This window comes from Paracoccus sp. (in: a-proteobacteria) (assembly GCF_035556475.1).
In the GTDB taxonomy this organism is placed as follows: Bacteria; Pseudomonadota; Alphaproteobacteria; order Rhodobacterales; family Rhodobacteraceae; genus Paracoccus.
In genome coordinates this window covers 1-16,084 of sequence record NZ_DATMFA010000145.1, presented here as the reverse complement: position 1 = coordinate 16,084, position 16,084 = coordinate 1, and the positions used below count along the sequence as shown (strand labels likewise).

Sequence of the window (16,084 nt, the reverse complement as noted above, 5' to 3'; positions counted from 1 at the left end):
CGCCTCAGGCCGCGACCGAATCGAGGAATTGCAGGATGCGGGCCGGCGCCGTTTCCTCGGTCTGTTCGTCGGGGGTGACGTCCCAGAACTCCACCCGCTTCGAGCATTCCTCGATGAAGCGCGCGGCGGAAAGCGAATGGGCATTGTCGCGGCCGGGGATGATCAGCGTCGGAATATCCAGCTGCATCAGATCCTCGGGCTCGAATCCCGGAACGCTGTCGCGGTCGATCAGCACGCGGGCAAGGCTGCCGACGATCAGCTTGTAGCGTGCAAGATCCTGCGCGAGGAACGATTCGCGGAAGGCCGGGTCGCGGCGCAGCACCGGCGCCCAGGGACCGGGACGCGGATCCTTGCCGAATCCGTCGCTGGTGGACAGCGCCAGATCGACGATTCCCTGCAATCCGCCTCGCTCCACCTCGGCCAGATGGATGGCAAAGCGGCGATGTCCGTTCATGCGGAACTGCGCCCCGCCCACCGGCCAGTATTGCACCATGCTGAGCACGCGGTCGGGATGGCGGGTGGCAAAGGCCGCGACCGGGCAGCAGCCCATGCAGCCGCCCATCAGATGCGCCTTTTCGATTCCCAGATGGTCGAGCAGGCCCGCGCCCTGCGCGACATATTGCTCCCACCCGATCCGCTCGACGCGGCCACCGGACTTCCCGGTCTCGCGGCGGTCGAACACGATGCATTTGTAGCGCTGCGGCAGGTGGTCCAGCAGCTTGATCTTGGCGTAGATGCCAAGGTTCGACCATTTGTCGAGGCTGGCGTCGAAGCCGCCGGGCGCGAACATCAGGATCGGGGCGCCTTCGCCGATGACTTCGTAATTGGTTTCGATCCCGTCGATAACGGTGCTGGGCATGGTATCCTCCTCCATCCCGGTGGACGGCCGCGTGCTGCGGCTGTCAGATGACGAATTCCTCAAGGGTTTCAGGGGCAAAGACCGCCGTTGCGTCGCCGCCGTTGCGGCTGAGCCCCTGTTCGCGGTGATAGCGCAGGAAGGTTTCGATGGTCTGGCGGTTCGCCTCCAGCCCATAGGGCCAGAAATCCGGCCCCATCAGATCGAACGCTTCCTCGGCATGGGCGTTGAACCAGGGCAGCATGCCCTTCAGCGCCGCGGTTTCGCGCAGGCCCTGATAGCAGATGCGCTGCGCCTCGACGAAGGCCTTCTGCAGCGCCCGGGCCACCCATCGGTTGCTTTCGTAGAACGGGCGCCGGATCACCACGGTATGCATGATCGGAAAGATCCCCGTGTCGCGCCAATAGGCCTTTTCCACGGCGACATGGTCAGCGAACAGCCGCCGCACCCGCTTGCCGTCGAAGGTCGAAGGCTTGCGCGCCGTGACCAGCGCGTCGATCTCTCCCGTCCGCAGCATCTGGGCCAGGGTCTTGTCCTCGCCGATCCGCTCGACGCGGAAATTCGCGGGCAGGTCCAGCGGCAGCTTCTCGGTCCGTCCGGGGGCTTCCTCGCCGCCGGTGACGTGGATCACGCTATCCACCGGGACGCCGTAATGTTCGGCCAGGATGCCGCGAATCCAGACCGGGGCGGTCATCTGGTATTCCGGGCAGCCGACCCGCTTGCCGATCAGGTCCGCCGGCTTCTCGATCCCCGAATCCGCGTTCACATAGATGCAGGAATGCCGGAAGAAGCGGCTGGGAAAGACCGGGATGGCGATGAAGGGGCGCTGCGGTTTCTCGAAAGACATCAGGTAGGACGACAGCGACATCTCGGCCGCGTCGAATTCCTGATAGCGCAACATGCGGAAGAAGGTTTCTTCGACCACGAGATTGTGGAAATTCAGGTCGATGCCGTCGGGATGGACGGTGCCGTCCAGCAGGGGACGGACCCGGTCATAGTCCCAGCACGCCAGCGAAAGGGGAAGCTTGCCCATTCTGAAATCGTTCCGCCCGGCTCAGTAGAATTCGTCGAAATGGATCTGGGCCGGGGCCACGCCCCGCGCCGCCATGGATTGCCCGATGGCCGCGGCCATTGCGGGCGGTCCGGCAAAGTAGATCTCGGCCTCCTTCAGCGCCTCGCCCAGCTGCGCCTCGGCGACTTCGTGGATGAAGCCCTGTGCCCCGGTCCAGCCATCTGCCTGCGCGGCGTCCGAGATCGCGCCGATATAGTGGAAACGCGGGTCGGTGATCTCTTGCAGGAAGGCGGCCGCCTCGATGTCGCGCGGGCCGCGGCCGCCGAAGAAGAAATAGACCTTGCGGTCGGGATGCGCCTCGGATTGCAGCGCGCCGCGCGCGATCGAGACCATGGGCGAGAGCCCCGATCCCCCGGCCAGCAGCACGATGTCGCGCGCGCTGTCCTCGCGCAGATGCGCCTGACCATAGGGGCCGTCGACCGTGATCCTGTCGCCGGGCTGCATGGATTCGAACAGCTTCGTGGTGGCGGCTCCCCCCGGCACGCGCTTGATCTGGAAGCGCCAGATATCGCCTTCGGGCAGGTTGCACATCGAATAGACGCGCTGCCCTTCGACCCCTTCCACGCCCAGAAGCGCATATTGGCCGGGCAGGAAGGTGGGGTCGCCGTCGACGCGGATCTCGAACTCGCCGATGTCGTGGTTCAGCATCCGGCGGCTCAGCAGCGTGCCCTCGCGCTTCAGCGGCGGATGGAGGGCGACCGCGCCGGGATCCTGGCGAAACTTGATCGTGCAATCCCCGCCCGGAACCGCCTGGCAACCCAGCCAGCGGTTCCGCTTGCGGTCCTTGTCCGTATAGGCGGGCGAGTCGACCCGCAGATGGGTCACGTCCCCCTCGACCAACTCGAATCGACAGTTTCCGCAGGAGCCGACATTGCAGGAATAGGACATGCCCAGCCCCGCGCGCAGAGCGGCGCGCAGGATGGTGTCGTCACTTTTGCAGTCAAAACCAATGTCGCTGTCGTTCAGGCTGATGCGTGGCATGAGTTCCTCAGAGGGTGTTCTGCCTCTGGCCGGTGCGATAGCCAAGGCGCTCGGAAAGCCGTTGCGCCGATGCGGCCACCACCTCTGCCAGGGCGGAGAAGTTGCGTTTTCGAATCCGCTCGCGAGGGCCTGCGACCCCGACGGCGGCAATGATCTGGCCATCGGCGCGATAGACCGGGGCAGCGATGCAGCGGGCGCCCAGTTCGAATTCCTCGTCCTCGACGGCAAAGCCGGTGCGGCGGACGCGGCGGATCTTTTCCATGAGCGCCTCGGGATCGGTGATGGTGTTCGCCGTCAGCGCGGCCAGCGGGCCTTGCAGGAATTCGTTCAGCGCGGCGTCGTCCATGCCGGCAAGGATGCAGGCCCCTTCGGCGGTCGCATGAGCATCGCGATATTGCCCGGTGACCGAGCGCAGGCGCACCGGCTCGGGGCTTTCGAAGTCGTGGATATAGACCGCCGACCGGCCGCCCAGCACCGCCAGCCGCGCATTCTCGCCCGTCTGGTTGCGCAGGTCGTGCAGCAGGGTCTTGGCCTCGGCGGCCACGTCGAAGCGCCCCCGCACCAGCGTCCCCAGCGAGAACAGGCCGATCCCCAGCCGATAGCGGCCGTTTTCCGGGTTCTGCTCCAGAAGCCCCTCTTCCAGAAGGGCCGAGGCAAGGCGATGGACCGTGCTTTTCGCGATATGCAGCCTCTTGGCCAGCTCGCTGATCCCCAGCTCCGGCTCGCGCTCCGAGAAGGTCTTCAGCAGATGGATGGCTGTCGTCACGGAGGACAGCCGCTGCGCATCGCGCCGCGGGTTGCGATTCAGGCTGCGGGGTTTTTCTTCGGTCATGCTCATAGCCTTTCTCTGATAGCTGTTCCTTTATATAGAACCGCTAGGCAGAGAATAGATGCTCCCCTCCGGACGCGACGGCTGTTTCGCCATTCCATTCCGGCCTCATTGTTGTTCCTTTATACGGACCGATGGTCCATGTTGGCAGACATTAGCAAGCCAGACGGGTTTGGCAATGGGTCTCGGACGGGATCGGGCCTCAGACCTCGATCATCACGCGTCCGTCGCGCACGATGGTGGTATAGACCCTCAGCGGCATCGTGCAGGGCGGGGCGGTCACTTCGCCGGTGCGGATGTCGAAGCAGCCCTGGTGGAAATCGCATTCGATCTCGTATCCATCCAGCTCGCCCTCCGAGAGGGAGCCGGGGCCGTGGGTGCATGTGTCGTCGGTAACGTAGAATTCGTCGTTCACGCGGAAGACGGCCAGCGTCAACCCGCCCGCTTCGACCTTCGCGGCCTCGCCCGATTCGATGTCGTCGATCGCGATCAGGTCCAAAAGCTCTACGGTGTTCATCCTTTTCTCACTCCCTGAGGGTTGGCGCGGATTGACGTCTGACGTCTCCTATGACATTCTGCATACACGAACGAAGTTCCGCATACAAGAACTAAAATTGCCGCTCTGGACAGCGGTCGGTTATCAAGCCCGCCCGGCAAACCGGGGGCGCCAGAGAGGAGGAGGAGAACGATGCTTTCCAAGGAAGTGAATGATCTGCTGACCCAGACCGGGGCCGATGCCCCGATGGGACAGATGTTCCGCAAATACTGGATCCCGGCGTTGCTGGCGAATGAACTGCCTGAAAACGACAGCCCGCCGGTGCGTGTGAAGCTGCTGGGCGAACGCCTGATCGCATTCCGCGATTCAAAGGGCCGCTATGGCCTGATCGACGAATTCTGCGCCCATCGCGGCGTGTCGCTGTGGTTCGGCCGCAACGAGGAAGAGGGCCTGCGCTGCCCCTATCACGGCTGGAAATACGACTATACCGGCCAGTGCATCGACGTGCCCTCGGAGCCCGAGGAAAGCGGCTTCTGCGAGAAGATCAAGCTGAAGGGCTATCCGCTGGTCAAGATCGGCGACGTGCTCTGGACCCATATGGGCGACAAGGACGATCGCCCGCCGATGCCGGAATGGGAATTCTGCAGCGTCCCGGCCGAGCAGACCTATACCTCGAAGCGGTGGCAGGAATGCAACTGGCTGCAGGCGATGGAGGGCGGGATCGATTCCAGCCACGTCTCGTTCCTGCATTCCGGCTCGCTGGCCGGCGACCCGCTGTTCAAGGGCGCGAAGGGCAATAAATACAACCAGCAGGACCGCAAGCCCGTTTTCGAGGTCGTCGACGCACCCGGCGGCCTGTTCATCGGCGCCCGCCGTCAGGCGGAGGACAACCAGTATTACTGGCGCATCACGCCTTGGGTCATGCCCAGCTTCACCATGGTTCCGCCGCGCGGCGACCATCCGGTGCATGGCCATTTCTGGATCCCGATCGACGATCACAACTGTTGGGCGTGGAGCTATGACTATCACCCGACCCGCGCGCTGAGCGATGAGGAGCGCACCGCGATGGAAGAGGGCTGGGGGGTCCACAACAAATATGTGCCGGGCACCTACCGTCCGCTGCAGAACAAGGACAATGACTATCTGATGGACCGCGAGGCCCAGAAGCGCGGCGAAAGCTATTCGGGCATCTGGGGCATCGCCATGCAGGACGCCTCGCTTCAGGAAAGCATGGGGCCGATCATCGACCGGACGAAAGAGAACCTCGTCTCGACCGATAACGGCATCATCATGGCGCGTCACCGGCTGCGCAAGGCGGTGCAGGCGATGATGAAGACGGGCGCCGTGCCTCCGGGCATTGATCCGGTGCATCAGCGCGTGCGTTCGGTGGCCAAGATCCTGCCGCAGGATGCGCCTTTCGTCGAAGCCTGCCGCGACGACCTGACGGTGCGTCCCGGCGTCAAGCAGACCTCGGTGTGAGCGATGCATGACGATGTCGAATACCCGATGGGGACACCGACATTCGCGCGACCGACGCTGCTGAACTCCTGCGCGATGGCTGCGACGGCTGCCGAAGCGAGTTTCCGGGTGCCTTACCCGAACTCGATGACGCGGCAATCGCGCATCATCGCGCTGGACGAAGGCGCGCGCCGGGCGATGCTCGGGATCGTCGAGGATCCCTGGAAGGGGGCGCATTTCCTGACGCTGGCCCCGCGCCAGCCCGATATCAGCCCCAACGATGTGGCCCTTGTCGGGATTGACGGCACGCGGTCGCTTTATTCGGCCGAACTCGAGGGGGCCGATCTGGTGGTGCTTGTCGCCACCACCTCGGAGGGTGCGCGCGAGGCTGCGATCATCGGGCAGGTCGCCCGGTCACGGGCGGTGATGACCGCGGGGATCGTCGTGCCGCAGAACGAGCAGCTGGCCGACTCTGTCGCGGCTGCGATGCGGCCCTCGGCCTCGGTTCTGGTGATCGCCTCGGGCGATGACTACCTGCCCGCGATGCTCTCGGCGATGCGGGCCTGAAACAGATGCCCCGCCACCTCGTAAGGGGTGGCGGCGGCGCGCGAACCAAATTCCGCACCGAAAAATCCTGCATCTCCGGCCCAACGCCGCGCTTCTCCGGCGCGATCAGACCCGGCGTGCCCCCTGCGCCGCAAGTCTCCGGTTTGCCGCGCCACGGTGCCTGCAACCGCGGGGTGGTATCAGCAAAAAGCTATAGCTCGGCGCGGATTTCAGCCTTGGACATAAGGCGCAAACCCGACTGAACTTCCTGCGGGAGAAGGCGGCAAGATCCTTGCCGATGAGACGGCCAAAAGCAGGAATCAGGGAGGAGAACGACCATGCAGAACTTTCTGCGCAGGCTGCGCATGCTTGTCGCCACCGCGACGATTGCAGTGCTGCCCACGCTCGCGACAGCCCAGACGGGGGCCGAGTTCTTCAAGGGCAAGACGGTGAATTATGTGGTCGCGACCGCGCCGGGTGGCGGCTTCGACACCTATGGCCGTCTGGTGGCCGAGTATATGGAGAGATACCTGCCCGGCTCGACCTTTATCATCCGCAACATGCCGGGCGCGGGACATGTGCTGGGGGCGAATTACGTCTATGCCGCCAAACCCGACGGGCTGACCATCGGCAGCTTCAACACCGGCCTCGTCTACAGTCAGCTGGCCGGGGCCGAGGGGGTCAAGTTCGATCTGGGCAAGATGTCATGGATCGGCAAGGCCGCCTCGGACCAGCGCGCGATCATCATGTCCGGCAAATCGGGCATCGAGACGCTGGATCAACTCATGGCCGTGCCGCAAAAGGTGAAGTTCAGCGCCGATGGCATCGGCTCGGGCTCCTATGTCGAGACCATCATGCTGGAGAAAGCCGTCGGCGTCCCGCTGGAGATCATCACCGGCTATGATGGCAATGCCGACCAGCTCGCCATGATGCGGGGCGAGATTCAGGGCGTCGTCGCCTTCCGCTCCAGCTATGAGCCCTTCGTGAAGGAGGGACGCGGCCGCTTTGTCGCGTTGATCGGCGGCGAGGATCCCGATCTGCCGCAGCTTGGCGACGTCGCGACCACCGATCAGGCCCGCGAGGTGATTTCGCTGATCGAGGCACAGGGCACGATTGCCCGCGTGACTGCCGGTCCGCCCGGTATCCCCGAGGACCGGCTGGCCGCCCTGCGCGAGGCCTATTCCAAGGCGCTGAACGACCCGGAGTTTCAGGAGCGCGCCGCCAAGCTCAGCCTGCCTGTCGATCCGATGGTGGGTGACGACGTGCGCGACGCCATTCTGGTCGCGCTGAAGCAGTCCCCGGCGACGGTCGATCTGATCAAGAGCGCCCTCAGCAAGTGAGTTGGGGGCAGGGGCCGGCCCCCCAAGGGCCGGCCGCATCAATGACATGCCCAAGGAGTGACGGAATGGCATTCACCAGCTGGCGCGGAACCATCGGCTGCATCAAACCCACCCTCAGACCCGGATCGCTCGAAGAGCTTGTTCGCATCCTGCCGGATGGGATCGGGGTGATCCCGCTGTTTCTCGACATCAAGAAGGGCTCGCAGGACGAGATGGACCGTGCCGTCGACGGCTATGAACCGCTGATCGCCCGCCTTGCCGAGGCCGGGGTCGATCTGATCCACCCCGAAGGCGCGCCGCCCTTCATGCTGCTCGGCCACCGGAAAGAGGCGGAACTGGTCGCGGGCTGGGAAAAGACCTATGGCACCCAGATCTTCACCTCGGGCACCAACCACATCCGCGCGCTGAAGGCGCTGGGGATCCGGCGCTTCGTAGGGGCCTCGTATTTCGGTCCCCGGATGAACGAGGTTTTCGCGACATATTTCCGCGATGCCGGTTTCGACGTTCTGGCGATGGAGGGGATCGACACCGCCTTCGGCAATGTCGGGGCGCTGTCGCCGGAATCCGTCTATACCCATATCAAGCGCAGCTTCCTGCCGCATCGGGACAAGGCCGAGGCGATCTATCTGCTCGGCTCGGGCTGGCGGGTGCTGACGATCATCGACCTGCTCGAGCAGGATCTGGGCGTGCCGGTGATCCATCCGGTTCCGGCGCGCTGCTGGGAAATCCAGCTACGACTGGCGATCCGACAACCGGTCCAGGGCTGCGGCCAATTGCTGGCCGAGATGCCCGCAGGCTGATCCGGGGGCCTTCGGGCCACGGAAGCCGGGAAGGCGGCCTGTCGAGGAGAGCAGGCCGAATATCAGACCACAGGGAGGAGAAACACCATGCAGATCGTTCTGCAGGGCCTGCGAAGCCTTGCCGCCGCGCTGGCCATCGCATCATTGCCGACGCTGGCCGCAGCCGAGGCGGATGTCGCGTTCTTCAACGGCAAGACCGTGAACTATGTCGTCCCGACCGAACCGGGCGGCGGCTATGATACCTATGGCCGTCTGGTGGCCGAGTTCATGCAGAAATACCTGCCCGGCTCGACCTTCGTGGTGCGCAATCTTCCGGGCGCCGGCCATATCATCGGCGCCAACCAGATCCATGCCGCGAAGCCGGACGGCCTGACCATTGGCACCTTCAACACCGGCCTCGTCTATGGCCAGATCGCCGGGGTCGACGGCATCCGCTTCGACCTTGAGAAGATGTCCTGGATCGGCAAGGCGGCGACCGATCCGCGCGTGCTGATGGTCTCGTCGAAATCGGGGATCGACAGCGTCGAGCAGCTTCTGGCCAGCAAGTCCCCGGTCCTTTTCGGTGCGACCGGGGTGGGAAGCTCGGACTATGTCGACATGGTGATGCTGGCCGACGCGCTGGAACTGCCGGTCCAGATCATCAGCGGCTATGGCGGCAAGGAAAACGAGATGGGCATGATGCGGGGCGAAATTCAGGGCGTCGTCGGCTCGCGCTCGAGCTATGAGCCCTTCGTGCGCGACGGCAAGGGCAAATGCCCGCGCCATCGCCGCCGAGACCGAGGATTTCGGCGAAATGGTCTGCGCCGCCGCGGGCCATCATCTGGAGGCGCGACTGGCCGCCCATGGTTCCGGCGCGGTCGCAGCCAGCCTTGGCGGGCGGCGGGTGCCCATCCGGCAGAAAGGGCGTAGCTGCGACGGGAGAGAGGAACAGGGTCCGCCTTTGCCAGCTGCCGCCCTGCGCCTCCAGCCGGGAAAACGCCACCTGCGTGCTGGAGGAGCCGATATCGACGCCAAGGCTGAGGAAGCTGGTGAGGGGCGGCGCCTGATCCTCGGGGAAATCATGATCGTGGTCATGGTCGAAAAGGCCCGATCCATGATCGTGCCCTTCCAACTGGCCCCAAAGATGATCCTCGATCCCGTGCCCGTCCTGCGACGATCCCGCGATCACCGCTCGCCGCGCAGATAGTCGCGCACGATCTGGTCGGTCAGCACCATGCGCGGGTCATATTCCGGGGCGTCGTCCAGTTGCTCCAGCGTGTTCAGCCCGATCTGGTTGAAGATCCGGTTGGTCGAAGAGATCAGCCGCACCGGCCGGTCGGGGTCGAGGTTGAAATGCTGGTGGATGGTGTTCGGCGGGATATAGACCACATCCCCCGCTTCCCAGTCAAAGCGCTGGGTCTCATCCCGCGCACGCCATTCGAAGGCGTCATTGTCCACCACCATGTCGCAATCCTGATGGATGTCATAGCCGCACCCCTCGAGGACATAGAAGCATTCCTCGGCCAGATGGCGGTGGCGGCCCGAATGCGAGCCGGGCGGGATGATCTGCATATAGGCGTCGACCGTCTCCATCCGCGTGTTCATCTTGTCGTTGATCAGATGCTTGAGGATGCCCTGCCGCGACATCTCCCACGGCATGTCGTCGGGCCGGATGATCTTCTTGCGCCGGGCATTGCGCGAGGGCGCGTCCTGCGCATCGTCCAGCAGGCGCTGATACAGCCGTTCATTCGCCGCGCCGGTCAGCCAGGCGCCGGTTTCGTCCCATGCCATGTCAGTATCCTCCGCCCGGATGGTTCAGGTCGTCTTCCTCCTCGCGCACCTCGAAGCCTTCGCTTTCCGGGGTGTGATCGACGGATCGCTCGGTGATCGCCTTCTGGAACAGCATGTTGAGGAACATGTACATGGGCTTGGTCTTGATCACCAAGGCCCGCGCCGGCCGGGTCTTCGAGGCATTGAAATGCTGGTGGACGCAGCTGTTGTGAACCACCACCACATCGCCGGCCTGCCAGTCATAACGCACGCCGTCATGGATCTCGTAGCCGGCACCGTCGAGGATGTAGAACGCGGCCTCGTTCACATGCGCATGTTTCTGCGAACTCGCGCCGGGGGCATATTCCTCGAGATGCAGGTGGAAGGTCTGGGTGATGCCGTCCTTCGGCTCGATATAGTGCCGGGTGAAGGCCTGCGGGCCGTCGACGAAGGCGGTCTCCTTCGCGCGCTTGACGCGGGGCATGGAGCGCAGCTTGTCCATCGCCTCCTGCATGTTATAGGCGCCCTGCAGGCTGCGGACGAAGATCCGGTCCTTCTTCTTCTGGTAAAGCTGCGCCTCCTTCTCCTCGCGGGTCAGGTTCTGCGAATTGTGATGCAGGCCGGGGGCCTCGGACGTGTCCGCCATGAATGCCTCCCCCTGCCTATTCGGAACCCGGCATGATAGCCGAGACGCCGCCGTCGACAAAAAGCGTCGTGCCGTCGATGAAGGCCGAATCCTCGGACAGCAGGAACAGGATGGCCCGCGCCAGATCCTCGGGCATGCCGGGGCGGTTGACCAGATTGACCACCGGGCGGGTCGGATCGAACGTGTCCTTGCCGACGGGTGAGCCGATCTTGTTCGGGACCACGCAGTTCACCCGGATATTGTGCTTGGCCAGCTGGATCGCCGTCGAGCGCGTCATGTTCGCCACCCCGGCCTTGGCGGCGGTATAGGCAATGGCGCGCGGCCGTCCGTAGAAACCCGAGGTCGAGCCGACATTGACGATCCGCCCTCCCTTTTCGGCCGCGACCATCGCCCGTGCGCAATGCTGCGTCATCAGGAAGGTGCCGGTCAGGGTGACGGCAATCACCCGGTCCCATTCCGCCTTGGTGATGTCCAGAAGGTGCTTGTTGTCGGAAACCGCCACATTGTTCACCAGCATGTCCGGCGCGCCGAAACGCGCGCCCACCTCGGCGAACAGGCGGGCCACGTCCTCCTCCTCGGCGATATTGGCCAGAAAGACCTCGGCCGAGCCGCCGGCGGCGTTGATTTCCCCGGCGATGCGGGCGGCGTTGGTCGCCTCGATATCGACCATGGCGACATGGGCGCCCTGGCTTGCCAGAAGGCGGGCGGTTTCCTCGCCGATATTGCGGCCTGCGCCGGTGACGATGGCCACCTGGCCCGCGAATTGTCCGCTCATTCGGTAACTCCCTCGGATATGGATGTGTTTACAGTCGGTTGGTGGGGCGCCAGCGGTCGAAGCGCCGCTCGATCAGCCGCAGAAGATTGGTCAGGATCACGCCCGCGCCCGCGATCAGGATGATGCCGACCATCAGCTTGTCGGTCTGGAAGGTGGCGCCGGCCTGCGCGATCATGAAACCGATCCCGGCCTGCGCGGCATAAAGCTCGCCCACCACGATCCCGATCAGGGCATGGCCAAGGCCGAGCCGCAGCCCGGTCAGCAGGAACGGCACCGAGGCGGGCAGCACCACGGTCAGGAACATCTGCCGGTCGCTGGCCCCGAAGGAGCGCCCCACCTTCACGAAGTCGCGGTCCACCGACTGCACGCCCGCGATGGTGTTGATCAGGATCGGAAAGATCGCGCTGAGGAAGATGATCGCGAATTTCGACCCGAGGCCGATGCCGAACCAGATGACGATGAGCGGCACCAGCGCGATGCGCGGCGTCGCGTAAAGCGCCGAGATGATCGGATCAAAGGCCGCGTTCAGCCGGCGATACCAGCCGAGCAGGATCCCCAGCGGCACCGCCACCAGAATGGCAAGGCTGTAACCCACCAGCAGTTCCAGCCCCGAGATCGCCAGATGCGGATAGATGCTGCCATCCGCGAACATCTGATAGCCCGCCGACAGGATCCGCGAGGGCGAACTGGTGAACAGCGGATCGGCAAGACCAATCCGCACCGCGATTTCCCACAGAAGCAGCGCCGCAAGCGTCGTGCCCAGCCCGAGCAGCGCGTTTTCATGCCGCAGCAGCCAGAAGGTCAGGGACGGCTCCCGGCGCTGCCTGCCTCCGGTCGCGACCCGGTCGCTCGACATATCGGTCATGGTCATGCCTCCCCTGCGGGCGCGAGGCCCATCTTGCCGGTTTCCTCTTCGATCAGTTGCCAGATATGGCGAAAGATCTCCTGAAACCGCGACGTGTGCTTCAGATCCAGCGTGCGCTGTGGCGGCAGGTCGATATCGACCACCTCCTTGACCTTGGCGGGCCGGGCCGAGAACACGACGACGCGGTTCGAGAGGAAGATCGCCTCGTCGATCTGGTGGGTGATGAACATTGCCGTCTTCTTCGCCCGGTCGAGGATCTTCAGCAGCTCGAACTGCATGTATTCGCGGGTCTGCGCGTCCAGCGCGGCGAAGGGTTCGTCCAGCAGCAGCAGATCGGGGTCCACGGCCAGCGCGCGGGCAATGTTGACGCGCTGGCGCATGCCGCCGGAAAGCTCGCCCGGATAGGCGTCCTCGAAACCCTTCAGCCCGACCAGTTCGACGAAGCGGCGGGCGCGGTCGCGGATCTCGGCCTTGGGCAACCGGCGCTGCAATTCCAGCCCGTAAGCCACGTTGCGCAGCACCGTCCGCCACGGGAACAGCGAATCGTGCTGGAACACCAGGCCCCGGTCGTGACCCGGCCGCGTCACCTTCCGCTCGTCGATGCGGATCTCGCCGCCGTGGATGGTCATCAGCCCGTCCACCGCCGACAGGAAGGTGGATTTTCCGCAGCCGCTGGGGCCGACGATGCTGACCAGCTCGCCCTCGATGATGTCGAGGTCAATGCCGTCCAGCACGCGAAGATCGGTGTTGCTGCGGCTGTTGCGGTAATTCAGGCAAACGCCCCGCGCCCTCAGCTTCACCGGGTTTGAGTGTTCCATGGCTATCCTCCCGTCCTCCATGAGGCTCAATTCAGACCGGCCAGAACGCCCTCGGCTTCCAGCCCGTCCAGAATGGTCGTGTCGACAAGGCTCGCGGGGTCCACCGACGCGGCGGCGGGAACCGAGGCGGCAAGCTCCTTCAGCACCTCGGCCACGCCCGGCACCGTGGGGCGCAGGTCCATCTGGTAGACATGCTTGCTGAAGTAATCGACCGCCATCGGCAGATTGCCGCCCGGCTCCATCTTCAGGAACTCGGCGGTCACTTCGGTCGCGCCCTCGGGATCAGCGGCAAAGGCGCGCAGCCCCTCGGCCATGGCCTTGTAGAAGCGCTTCACCGCCTCGGGGTTCTTGTCGAGATAACGGCGCGTGGTGGCGAAGGCGGTATTCGGATAGCCTTGGGCGATGGCACCCACATCGGCCATCATGGTCGCGCCCTCGTCGACCAGATCCTGCGCGCCGGGCAGCTGCACCATCAGCCCCTGCACCTGTCCGCTTTTATAGGCCGCAAGGCGCGTGCCCTCATTGCCCAGTTGCAGGATGTTCACGTCCCGCGTGGTCAGGCCCAGATGCTCCAGCGCCAGCCGCGCCGCCACGTCGGTGGACGAGCCATAGCGGCTGATGGCGATGCTCTTGCCGCGCAGATCCTCGGGTTTGGTGATCGCGCCGTCCGTCACCAGCATCATCGGCAGCACATTGGCCATGCCGCCGATGATCACCAGATCGGCCCCGGCTACAGCCGCCGTCACCACCGGAGCATAGCCGTTCTGCGCGATATCGACGGAACCCCCGACCAGCGACTGGGTCAGGACCGAGCCGCCATCGACGAACAGCAATTCGACCTCCAGCCCGTTCTTCTCGAATATGCCGTGTTTCTGGATGTATTGCAGCGGCGCCCCGGTCATGGTGAAACCGTCATAGGCGACGCGCAGCTTGATCGGGTCATCGGCCCGTGCCGCGCCCGCGATCATCATTGCCGCGCAAAAGGCCGCGGCCAGCCCTTTCAACAGTTTACCCATGTTGTCCTCCCCTGGGCGGTTCGCTTGCGAGGGGCCTCCTCTGCCCGCCCCGCAAGATCATGGTTCAGTCGAGCAGGCTTTTCATCCTGTCGCGGTCCATGGTTTTCATCAGCTGGTCGACGAGGCTGTTCAGCGGCACCGGCAGCTTCACCTGCTGAGCAAGGTCGAGCGCCACGTCCATGTCCTTCTCAGCCCATTTCCCGGTGCTTTGCCCCCAGCGGGACAGCGAGTTGTTGGCGCCCGAGCTGTATCCCAGCGCCTCGATCAGCGTCGGGATGTCGACGCCCAGGCGCTTGCCGAGGCTCAGCGCCTCGTAATTGGCGCAGATGCAGGACCAGAGCAGCATGTTGTTCACGGTCTTGGCGACCTGTCCCGCGCCGCTGCCGCCGATCAGGAAGATGTTGCGGCCAAAGGCCGACAGAAGCGGGCGGGCCTTTTCCAGCGCCTCGGGCTTGCCGCCCACGAAAATGGTCAGCCGCCCCTCGTCCGCGGCCTTCTGGCCAAGGATCAGCGGCGTGTCGAGCACACCGATGCCGCGCGTCTCGGCCTCGGCCTCGATCCGCTTGCAGGTGTCGGGCGCGACCGAGCTGGCGATGCAGATGACCGAGCCGGGCCGCATCGCGGCCAGCAAGCCGTTCTCGCCGCCGATCACCTCCTCGACCTGGCGGTCGGTCTGCACGATCACGAAGACCACATCCGACTGGCGGCCGACATTGGCCACGTCCTCGCCGATCACGACGCCCAGTTCGGCCGCCTTGGCGTTGGTATCGGCCGAGATGTCATAGCCTGCGACCTGAAACCCCTTCAACCGCATGTGCCGCGCCATCTGGAAGCCCATGGCCCCCAGCCCGATCACGCCTCCGACCAGACCCGTCTCAATCCGTTGATCCAACATTCTTCCTCCTTCCATGCGTCGGGCCTCTGGCCTTCAGGACGCGATTTCCCATCCGTCTTCCGACCGCGTCAGCCGCACGCCATAATCGCGCGCCGCCGCCTCGGGCGAGACATAGCCATTGCGCACATCGCGCAGCACCGCCTGTTGGTCGCGCAACTGCGGGTCGCCGAAGCCGCCGCCGCCGGGGGTTTCCACCTCGAACACATCGCCTTCCTGCAGGGGATAGTCGGCATAGCGGGTCGGCAGGCGAACCTCGGTCGCGGTGCCGGGATTGATGCGGATGTCGCCGGTACGGCCCGGCCAGCCCGCCTCGCAGCCCTGCGCCGGGATCACATGCTTGGCCGAGCGGATCGAGAAGCGCGACTCGGCCAGGTTCAGATAGCTGCGCCGGATGCCGAGGCCGCCGCGGAACTGCCCGGCGCCGCCGGAATCCCGGATCAGTTCGAAGCGCAGGAGGCGGGTCGGAAACTCGCTCTCGATGATCTCGACCGGGGCGATCTTGGCGTTCGACTGGTTCACGGTGATGCCCGATGCCCCGTCGCGGCTGGCCCGCGCCCCGGCGCCGCCGCCGAAGATCTCGTACTGGACATAGCCCTTGCCCTGTCCCCGGCTGCCCAAGATGATCGAGCGGCTGGCGCTGCCATCAGCGCGGGCGCGGCTTTCGACCAAGGGGCCAAGGGCCGCGAAGATCGCGTCCACCACCGCATGAACGGTCGGGTTGTAGGTGTTCACCGGCGCCGGATGCACCGGGTCGAGGATGCTGCCGGGACGGGTTCTGACCTCGAAGGCGCGCAGGATGCCGCTGGAGATGAACACGCCCGGATCAATCAGCGAGATCAGCACATAGGCGCAGGCGGCTTGCACCAGTGGCGGGCGGATATTGGCGGGTCCGCGCGTCTGGTCCGCCGATCCGGTGAAGTCGAAGACGATCCGGTCCCCGAT

Annotated in this window: 19 protein-coding genes; 6 read left to right on the top strand and 13 right to left on the bottom strand. The window is 64.8% G+C overall.

From position 1 onward, the window contains the following. Positions 1 to 4: 4 nt before the first annotated feature. The 5 genes from VNQ78_RS20355 to VNQ78_RS20335 all read right to left on the bottom strand — a co-directional run bounded on the left by VNQ78_RS20355 (position 5) and on the right by VNQ78_RS20335 (position 4,255). On the bottom strand, positions 5 to 859 hold the full coding sequence (locus VNQ78_RS20355) for an alpha/beta hydrolase (RefSeq protein ID WP_325693527.1): 855 nt from the start codon (positions 857 to 859) through the stop codon (positions 5 to 7). 43 nt (positions 860 to 902) lie between these two features. After that, positions 903 to 1,889, bottom strand: a complete 987-nt coding sequence (locus tag VNQ78_RS20350) for an ABC transporter substrate-binding protein (RefSeq protein ID WP_325693524.1) — start codon at positions 1,887 to 1,889, stop codon at positions 903 to 905. A 21-nt stretch (positions 1,890 to 1,910) separates the two neighbouring features. Further along, complete coding sequence (locus VNQ78_RS20345) at positions 1,911 to 2,909, bottom strand: 2Fe-2S iron-sulfur cluster-binding protein (protein ID WP_325693521.1); 999 nt, start codon at positions 2,907 to 2,909, stop codon at positions 1,911 to 1,913. A 7-nt stretch (positions 2,910 to 2,916) separates the two neighbouring features. Beyond that, the gene (locus tag VNQ78_RS20340; RefSeq protein ID WP_325693518.1) at positions 2,917 to 3,741 is read right to left on the bottom strand and encodes an IclR family transcriptional regulator; all 825 of its coding nucleotides are present in this window, start codon (positions 3,739 to 3,741) and stop codon (positions 2,917 to 2,919) included. Positions 3,742 to 3,940: 199 nt separating this feature from the next. Next, positions 3,941 to 4,255: a non-heme iron oxygenase ferredoxin subunit gene (locus tag VNQ78_RS20335; protein WP_325693515.1), complete on the bottom strand. Its 315-nt coding sequence runs from the start codon at positions 4,253 to 4,255 to the stop codon at positions 3,941 to 3,943. 171 nt (positions 4,256 to 4,426) lie between these two features. On the opposite strand from VNQ78_RS20335, the gene VNQ78_RS20330 reads away from it, so the two are divergent. From VNQ78_RS20330 to VNQ78_RS20305, 6 genes are all read left to right on the top strand, one after another. After that, positions 4,427 to 5,713 (top strand): Rieske 2Fe-2S domain-containing protein, encoded by a 1,287-nt coding sequence (locus VNQ78_RS20330; protein WP_325693512.1) that lies wholly within the window; start codon positions 4,427 to 4,429, stop codon positions 5,711 to 5,713. A 3-nt stretch (positions 5,714 to 5,716) separates the two neighbouring features. Beyond that, positions 5,717 to 6,259: a hypothetical protein gene (locus VNQ78_RS20325; protein ID WP_325693509.1), complete on the top strand. Its 543-nt coding sequence runs from the start codon at positions 5,717 to 5,719 to the stop codon at positions 6,257 to 6,259. A 317-nt stretch (positions 6,260 to 6,576) separates the two neighbouring features. Continuing rightward, positions 6,577 to 7,578 carry a Bug family tripartite tricarboxylate transporter substrate binding protein gene (locus tag VNQ78_RS20320; protein WP_325693507.1) on the top strand — a complete coding sequence of 334 codons (1,002 nt, stop codon included), beginning with the start codon at positions 6,577 to 6,579 and terminating at the stop codon, positions 7,576 to 7,578. A gap of 65 nt (positions 7,579 to 7,643) precedes the next feature. Continuing rightward, a complete protein-coding gene (locus VNQ78_RS20315; RefSeq protein WP_325693504.1) occupies positions 7,644 to 8,378 on the top strand; it encodes a hypothetical protein in 735 nt (244 codons plus the stop codon). An 87-nt stretch (positions 8,379 to 8,465) separates the two neighbouring features. Further along, positions 8,466 to 9,287 (top strand): Bug family tripartite tricarboxylate transporter substrate binding protein, encoded by an 822-nt coding sequence (locus VNQ78_RS20310; protein ID WP_325693502.1) that lies wholly within the window; start codon positions 8,466 to 8,468, stop codon positions 9,285 to 9,287. A gap of 31 nt (positions 9,288 to 9,318) precedes the next feature. After that, complete coding sequence (locus VNQ78_RS20305) at positions 9,319 to 9,564, top strand: hypothetical protein (RefSeq protein ID WP_325693499.1); 246 nt, start codon at positions 9,319 to 9,321, stop codon at positions 9,562 to 9,564. On the opposite strand, the gene VNQ78_RS20300 is transcribed toward VNQ78_RS20305, so the two are convergent. The 8 genes from VNQ78_RS20300 to VNQ78_RS20265 form a co-directional block, all read right to left on the bottom strand. Beyond that, on the bottom strand, positions 9,543 to 10,148 hold the full coding sequence (locus VNQ78_RS20300) for a cupin domain-containing protein (RefSeq protein WP_325693497.1): 606 nt from the start codon (positions 10,146 to 10,148) through the stop codon (positions 9,543 to 9,545). The genes VNQ78_RS20305 and VNQ78_RS20300 overlap by 22 nt on opposite strands. A gap of 1 nt (position 10,149) precedes the next feature. Beyond that, positions 10,150 to 10,773: a cupin domain-containing protein gene (locus tag VNQ78_RS20295; RefSeq protein ID WP_325693495.1), complete on the bottom strand. Its 624-nt coding sequence runs from the start codon at positions 10,771 to 10,773 to the stop codon at positions 10,150 to 10,152. Positions 10,774 to 10,789: 16 nt separating this feature from the next. Continuing rightward, on the bottom strand, positions 10,790 to 11,548 hold the full coding sequence (locus tag VNQ78_RS20290) for an SDR family NAD(P)-dependent oxidoreductase (protein WP_325693492.1): 759 nt from the start codon (positions 11,546 to 11,548) through the stop codon (positions 10,790 to 10,792). Between the two features lie 28 nt (positions 11,549 to 11,576). Beyond that, positions 11,577 to 12,419 carry an ABC transporter permease gene (locus VNQ78_RS20285; RefSeq protein ID WP_325693488.1) on the bottom strand — a complete coding sequence of 281 codons (843 nt, stop codon included), beginning with the start codon at positions 12,417 to 12,419 and terminating at the stop codon, positions 11,577 to 11,579. Continuing rightward, entirely contained in the window at positions 12,416 to 13,231 is an 816-nt protein-coding gene (locus VNQ78_RS20280) for an ABC transporter ATP-binding protein (RefSeq protein WP_325693486.1), read from the bottom strand. The genes VNQ78_RS20285 and VNQ78_RS20280 overlap by 4 nt, the downstream gene beginning before the upstream one ends. Positions 13,232 to 13,257: 26 nt before the next feature. After that, the gene (locus VNQ78_RS20275) at positions 13,258 to 14,247 is read right to left on the bottom strand and encodes an ABC transporter substrate-binding protein (protein ID WP_325693483.1); all 990 of its coding nucleotides are present in this window, start codon (positions 14,245 to 14,247) and stop codon (positions 13,258 to 13,260) included. Between the two features lie 64 nt (positions 14,248 to 14,311). Beyond that, the gene (locus tag VNQ78_RS20270) at positions 14,312 to 15,139 is read right to left on the bottom strand and encodes an NAD(P)-dependent oxidoreductase (RefSeq protein ID WP_325693480.1); all 828 of its coding nucleotides are present in this window, start codon (positions 15,137 to 15,139) and stop codon (positions 14,312 to 14,314) included. 36 nt (positions 15,140 to 15,175) lie between these two features. Further along, positions 15,176 to 16,084, bottom strand: a 909-nt coding sequence (locus VNQ78_RS20265; protein WP_325693478.1) for a hydantoinase B/oxoprolinase family protein, incomplete at its 5' end; no start/stop codon positions are given.